5 protein-coding genes and 1 other annotated feature are annotated in these 6,954 nt (G+C 41.0%); of the genes, 3 read left to right on the plus strand and 2 right to left on the minus strand.

Annotated elements, in window-relative coordinates; translation table 11 throughout:
- Positions 1–356: 356 nt before the first annotated feature.
- Together WBV27_RS05260 and WBV27_RS05265 are read left to right on the plus strand one after the other, a co-directional pair.
- Entirely contained in the window at positions 357–1,733 is a 1,377-nt protein-coding gene (locus tag WBV27_RS05260) for a 6-phospho-beta-glucosidase (protein WP_424200069.1), read from the plus strand.
- A gap of 86 nt (positions 1,734–1,819) precedes the next feature.
- Positions 1,820–2,062: a binding site (T-box leader), on the plus strand.
- 55 nt (positions 2,063–2,117) lie between these two features.
- Positions 2,118–3,146 (plus strand): 3-deoxy-7-phosphoheptulonate synthase, encoded by a 1,029-nt coding sequence (locus WBV27_RS05265; protein ID WP_424200071.1) that lies wholly within the window; start codon positions 2,118–2,120, stop codon positions 3,144–3,146.
- 154 nt (positions 3,147–3,300) lie between these two features.
- Here WBV27_RS05265 and WBV27_RS05270 read toward each other — a convergent pair whose 3' ends face one another.
- Positions 3,301–4,497 (minus strand): MalY/PatB family protein, encoded by a 1,197-nt coding sequence (locus WBV27_RS05270; protein ID WP_424200073.1) that lies wholly within the window; start codon positions 4,495–4,497, stop codon positions 3,301–3,303.
- 269 nt (positions 4,498–4,766) lie between these two features.
- Between WBV27_RS05270 and WBV27_RS05275 the strand changes: the two genes are divergently transcribed.
- Positions 4,767–5,474, plus strand: coding sequence for a helix-turn-helix domain-containing protein (locus WBV27_RS05275; RefSeq protein WP_424200075.1), 708 nt, complete (start codon positions 4,767–4,769; stop codon positions 5,472–5,474).
- 331 nt (positions 5,475–5,805) lie between these two features.
- Here WBV27_RS05275 and WBV27_RS05280 read toward each other — a convergent pair.
- Positions 5,806–6,954: helix-turn-helix transcriptional regulator (locus WBV27_RS05280; protein WP_424200077.1), on the minus strand; the 1,149-nt coding region annotated here is incomplete at its 5' end.

The raw sequence follows: 6,954 nt of genomic DNA on the forward strand, positions 1-6,954 counted from the left end.
AGCACTTCCGGATAACGCAGCAGGTATTCCACGACTTCCTTTTCAGCCGGAGAAAACTTGATGGTCTCCATTTTTTCGCGTATTAACATAGGTGGCATCCCTCCGTTTCTTCATAATAAGCGATTCATATCAGGCTCGATTCGCATTTCTTCCATTTACAAAAATTATAAATTAATGTAAATGTTATGTAAACGATATTTCGCTCGAAAAAAGCCAAAAAGCGAAAAAAATTTGAATTATTGGGCAGATTTTGCACGAATTTTGTAAAAAGGTTTTGAAGTGTACCTAGAACTCTTGTTATCGATATTTACATGATGGATAATAACCTTGTAAACGAAACGAGGAGGAATATACAAATGACAAAAGGCGTTAAAATTGTAACAATCGGCGGAGGAAGTAGCTACACACCAGAATTAATGGAAGGTTTCATCAAACGTTATGATGAATTGCCTATCCGCGAAATCTGGTTAGTGGATATCGAAGCAGGGAAAGAAAAATTAGAAATCGTTGGCACAATGGCGCAACGTATGTGGGATGCATCCCCTTACGACGTGAAAATCCATATGACTTTGGACCGCAGAGAAGCATTGAAGGATGCTGACTTCGTAACGACGCAATTCCGTGTCGGTTTACTGAATGCTCGTGTCAAAGATGAGCGTATTCCTTTCTATTACGGCATGTTGGGACAAGAAACCAATGGTGCAGGCGGTATGTTCAAAGCATTCCGTACAATTCCTATCATTTTGCAAATCGTTGAAGACATGAAAGAACTTTGCCCGAATGCTTGGTTGGTCAACTTCACAAATCCAAGCGGAATGGTAACAGAAGCAGTCGTCCGCTACGGCAAATGGGACAGAGTAATGGGCTTGTGTAACGTTCCGGTTATGGCTACAATGACTGAACCAAAAGCATTAGGCGTTGAAAAAGAGGATCTGATCTACAAATTTGCCGGCTTGAACCACTTCCACTGGCATAAAGTCGCTGACGACAAAGGCAATGACATCACATACAAAGTGATCGACGCCATGTTCGACAAAGATGCTGGTTTACCGAAAAATATCCATGACATTCCTTTCTACAGAGAACAATTGGAACAAATGGGCATGATCCCTTGCGGCTACCACCGTTACTACTACCGTGAAGAAGAAATGCTGACACACGGTCTGGAAGAGTACAATGGCGTAGGCACGCGTGCGCAACAAGTTAAAGAGACTGAAGCTGAATTGTTCGAATTATACAAAGATCCAAACTTGGATCACAAACCGGAGCAATTGCAAAAACGTGGGGGAGCTTACTACTCTGACGCTGCTTGCGAAACAATCGCTGCTATCTACGGAAACAAAGATACGCAAATCGTTGTATCAACTAAAAATAATGGTGCTGTTCCTGACCTGCCAGCTGATTGCGTAGTCGAAGTCACAGCTTACGTCGGCGCACAAGGCGCTCGTAACGTTGCTTTCGGTGAATTGCCGACTGCTGAAAAAGGCTGGTTACAAGTGATGAAAGCTATGGAATTGCTGACTATCGAAGCTGCTGTAACAGGCGACTATGGTACTGCATTACAAGCATTCACGATCAACCCATTAATCCGCTCAGGCGAAACTGCAATCAAAATCATGAACGAATTGTTCATCGCACACAAAAAACACTTACCGCAATTCGCTGAAACAATCGCACGCTTGGAAGCTGAAGGTGTGACTGTTAAAGATGAAATCGCAAAAGACCTAGACTAATTCAGTAAGAAAACCCTATCATTCACTTTTTTTCAAGAAATCATTTGACATTTGCTTGGAAAATGAGTATATTCTGAGAAACAACATAAAAAGTGATGATAAGAAGTAGTAAGTTATTGAGCTGACCAGAAAGGTGCCGGTCGATGCGAGGCACACATGCGAGATAGCCGAATTCATCTTTGAACTTCGCACTGAAATCAAGTAGGCTGCGACGGGTGATAGCGTTCGTTATTTCGCTAGGGTATTATAATGTACCTATCGAGGTAGACTTGCGCGAGTGGTCTATGAACAAAGGTGGTAACACGAGTCTATACGGCTTCGTCCTTTCCAATGAAAATTGGAATGGACGAAGCTTTTTTTGTTGAAGAAAATGGAGGGATTAATATGAGTTTCAAAGCATTGAGTGAAAAAATCGATTTCGAATTAGTGAAAGAATTATCCAAACTGACGCCCGAACAAGCAGCGATGAAGGCAGCCCGTGACCAAGAGTTGCACGACATCATCGAAGGCAAAGACGATCGCATCCTTTTGATCATCGGACCTTGTTCCGCTCATGATGAAGAAGCGGTAATGGAATACGTGCGTCGTTTGGCGAAACTACAGGAAAAAGTCAAAGACAAAGTGTTCATGGTTCCCCGTATCTACACAAACAAACCGCGTACGACCGGCGACGGCTACAAAGGCTTGTTGCATAAACAAGATCCTACCGGCAAGAGCAACCTGATCCAAGGTATCGCTGCTGTTCGCAGCCTGCACAACCGCGTCATCACGGAAACAGGTTTGACGACAGCTGACGAAATGCTGTACCCGGAAAACCTGGATTTTGTTGATGATCTTGTCAGCTACCATGCAATCGGCGCGCGTTCCGTTGAGGACCAACAGCACCGTTTCGTTGCCAGCGGAATCGATCATCCAGCCGGCATGAAGAATCCGACCAGCGGCAACCTGAAAGTGTTATTCAATTCCGTTTACGCTGCTCAACAAAAACAAAAATTCATCCATAACGGCGTCGAAGTGCAGTCCAGCTCCAACCCGTTGGCGCACGTTGTCTTGCGCGGCGGCACGAATGACTACGGCGATAACATCCCGAACTACCATTACGAAGACCTTGTCAAAGTCGTGAAAGGGTACGAAAGCGGAGACTACAAAAATCCATTCATCGTCATCGACACGAACCACGACAACTCAGGCAAAAAACACATGGAACAGATCCGCATCGTCAAAGAAACGATGTTCAACCGTTCTTGGAACGAGGACATCAAAAAAATGGCGCGCGGCTTCATGATCGAGAGCTACTTAGTAGGCGGCCGTCAAGAAGACGACGGCACAGTCTTCGGCCAATCCATCACCGACCCATGCCTAGGCTGGGAAGATACAGAAGAATTGGTTAAATACATCGCAGAAAACGCATAAGAGCAACACAAAAAGGCCAGGAGAAATCCTAGCCTTTTTGTGTTGCTGTATGATGCGAGGGGTATGGGTGCGTGTATCTACTTCAAGAGAATTACAGGAACAAGAAGCAATCGTCCTAAGTGCTGGAAACTGCTTCTTGAGCTAAATACACTTCTTAAACAATAATTTTATTTTCAATATAGTTAACCGATTCTTTAATTCCATGAAGGCCTTCAAATAATCTTTCGTGAGAAGTTGCAATATTCAGACGCATAAACATTTTTCCCTCTTCACCATAGTCACAACCTGCATTTAGAGCTACCTTTCCTTTATTTACTAACAGACGCATTAATTGATCGTCATCAAGTCCAAGATCTGAAAAGTCCAACCAAGCTAAATAGGTCCCTTCAGGTTTTTTAAACTTCACGTTAGGAATTTCATTTTTAATAAATTCCTCTATAAAATTAAATTGTTCGTCAAAATGCTGAATCAGTTGTTGTAGCCATACTTCTCCCTCATTTAAGGCAACTTCTGTTGCAGTCAAACCAATTGAATTCATTTCCAGATGTAAATTAGGTCCACTATTTCTTGCTTGAGAGTGAACAAATCGTTCCCGTAATGACTGATTGGGGATAAACGCATAAGAGCATTTCAATCCTGCTAAATTAAATGTTTTTGTTGGTGCTGTTAAAGCAATGGTAAACGCGTCTGAACCATCCAGTGCCAACATACTGGTGAATTTGTTAGGTTTAAAAACGATGTCTTGATGTATTTCATCGCTAATGAGAATAACCTCATACTTTTTACATAAATCTACGACTTTTTTAAGTTCTGCGTATTTCCAAACACGGCCTCCAGGATTGTGAGGGTTACAGAAAATATACATTTTTACTTGTCGGGTCTTCATTTTTTCCTCGACGTCGGTGAAGTCAATGCTGTATTCGCTATCATTGCTGATTAATCTACTTGTAACTAACTCTCTATTATTGAGCAAGACCGCGCTTGCGAATGGGGAATACACTGGATCATGAATTAATATAGCGTCTTCTTCCCGGGAAAAGGCTTGAATCGCGGTGCAAATAGAGGAAACTACTGCTGGCGAGAATACGATAGATGATTTAGTCAGTTGATAATTATGTTGAGTGGACTGCCAATTTATAATTGCCTGTATGAGAGAGTCCGATGGCGTTTTGTACCCAAAAATTCCATTAGAGACCTCATTTTCTATAGCATCAGTAATTTTTGAGGATGAGACAAAGTCCATATCAGCAATCCAAAGTGGCAATAAATCTTTACTCCCAAATACAATTTCCGCCATATCCCATTTAACACTACCTGTATCTATTCTGTTGACTGATTGATTAAAATCCATTATATATCCTCTCTCCTTAGGTGAAATACTTTTATATCAGCTACCTTATATGTAATAATATAGGTGTATCAAAAAGAAATCCAATAGATACAAAAATCGTTAAAATCAACTTTCCGTAGAAAAAAGTATTCTGGATACGTTGGAAACGACTTCATTTTTGGTTAATAGATAATCTACTCATCTTTTCACCTAATTTCATCAAAAAGAATATTTATAATACTTTTTCATATAACCTAATTATAAAAATAAAAGCTTTAGGAGAATGAATTATGTCAGACATATCGTCCGAATTGGGAAGAACCATTAGATACTTTCGGAAAAGCAAAGGAATAACTTTGGAAGAGTTAGGCGAGCAAATAAATAGAAGTAAATCTACTATGCAAAAGTATGAGGCAGGAAAAATTATAATTGATATTGAAACTTTTTATGAAATTGCTTTTGCCCTTAATGTACATCCTGAACAACTTTTGTATAGCAAATCCAACCTTTTGATGGAAACCGACTCTTCTAATCCAAAAACGTTATTTAAGGAGTCAACGACTTTATATTCATATATGTATGATGGACGAATTAATAAATTGCTTCGCTCTCTTTTTATAATCTCTAACCATCCGGAACAAGGAAGGTTTCCAACCGCATTCTATATGAATATACCAACATTTGATAAGTACATGTTTGCTGAGAATACTTACTTTGGATATTCTCAACATCACGACACATTCACATCTATGTTCCTTACACACAGTTCAACTGAAGTTGAAAACGTATCGATAACCATTTTGTCGACATTTCAAGAAACAACGGAGCGTTTGGGAATGATGAGTGGAATCTCGTTTCGTCCCTTCATGCCAGTGTCATTTAAGATGCTTTTTTCTAAAACTCCTCTTAAAGAGGATGAAGAGCTCATTAAACGTTTAAAAATCAATCAAAATGACATACGCATGATGAAATTATTTAATATGTTTAATATTATGTGATTTTTCGAAATATTTATCATGATCTCTATCTACTAAAAATAGCACCTTGAATAACAATTAAAAGGAGATACCATCATCGGTGTTTTTTCGGTGAAGCCTCACCAATATTTAGAAATCTTCGCATTAATAAAAAATTATACATGCGATCTGTTGAATGTATGTGAAAAAAGTCGCGCAATCGGCCAGTGGGGGAATCCTGGCTGATTGCGCGATTTATTTTGCATAGTCCAATGTGTGAGGTTGAATTATGTAATTCGTTATTCAGGAATTACAATGCCATCTCTTAATTTTGAGAGGCGTATTTGTTGATATTAGTTAGGAATTTATCAGTTCAGCTCTTCCCAAACCGCATTTTGTACTCGCTTGGTGCGTACCCGGAAAAGTTCTTGAACACTTTTCCGAAGTAGCTTTGGGAGCTGTAGCCGAGGCTTGAAGAGATTTCACTGATCGGTCTTTCGGAATACAGCAACAATTGCTCTGCATATTTCATCTTTTCTTCGGTCATGTAGGCTTGGATTGTCTTGCCGGTGTTCTTTCTGAACAGAGCGGAAAGATAGTTCGGCGTGACGGAAAGGAGTTCCGCGATTTCGCCGATCTGCAGATCTTTATGCAGGTTCTTCAGGATGAATTCCTGGATTTTGTTCACGTATGGATGTGCGTAACTTATGGAAGATTGTATTCTGGATTTCTTCGCTAATTCATGGACCAGCAAAGTGTACTCCATTTCCGCATTGCGGATCAATCTTGTGATGTCCTCCACAGTATTCAACCGCTCGATTTCAAGCGAGAAGGCATCACTCAATGAATAGCCAATTTCGGGGTGCAAGCCGCCACGCATCGCTGCGCGACTCGCCAAAGTGATGACGACAATCCCTATGTTTTTCGTGCTCCGTAGTTCATCGCTGGCGAGCCGCCCCACTTCCCCGCCATAGTCTTCAGCCCAGCTTTCCTTCAATTTGAGGATGTCCCCGTTCATGATGCTGTCGAATTCCCGGATCTCCTGCTGATAGGAGTTGTGCCAAGCATCAGATTCTCTATCATGGAAAAATTTATCGACGTAATTTTTCTTTGCGGATTGCAGATGATCTTCGAAATTATGTGCCAACAGTTCTTCGGGGATCACTTCATGCTCGTGCGCCAGATTATGGATTAGGAGCAGAACCTCAACGATTTCACTGACGACCATCGTCGGTACGCGATAAGTGCTGATATGTCCCCAATCCTCCATGCAAATATTCCGGGTGATTTTGTATTCATCGTTCATCTCGAGCGGCCCGATAAGGAAAATATGATTTTCATGTTCCACCAAACCAAAAACGTAATATTCGTTCAAACTGACGATGGTGGGCGTTGCTTTGTTGGAATAGCGCAATAATTTTTCCGTACATTCTTCAGTCAATCCGAATTGTTCCGCCAGTTCCAGGTTTTTGCAGACGGATTGCGATTCCTGCTCATTCTGATAAAGGCTGATTTTTGTGTG

Origin of the sequence: Trichococcus sp., assembly GCF_049589555.1 — a bacterium.
Lineage (GTDB): Bacteria > Bacillota > Bacilli > Lactobacillales > Aerococcaceae > Trichococcus.

Bases quoted from the DNA above. Each gene is read 5' to 3' on its own strand.
- WBV27_RS05260 (WP_424200069.1), top strand. From the start codon at position 357: ATGACAAAAGGCGTTAAAATTGTAACAATCGGCGGAGGAAGTAGCTAC.
- WBV27_RS05270 (WP_424200073.1), bottom strand. From the start codon at position 4,497: ATGGATTTTAATCAATCAGTCAACAGAATAGATACAGGTAGTGTTAAA.
- WBV27_RS05275 (WP_424200075.1), top strand. From the start codon at position 4,767: ATGTCAGACATATCGTCCGAATTGGGAAGAACCATTAGATACTTTCGG.
- WBV27_RS05265 (WP_424200071.1), top strand. From the start codon at position 2,118: ATGAGTTTCAAAGCATTGAGTGAAAAAATCGATTTCGAATTAGTGAAA.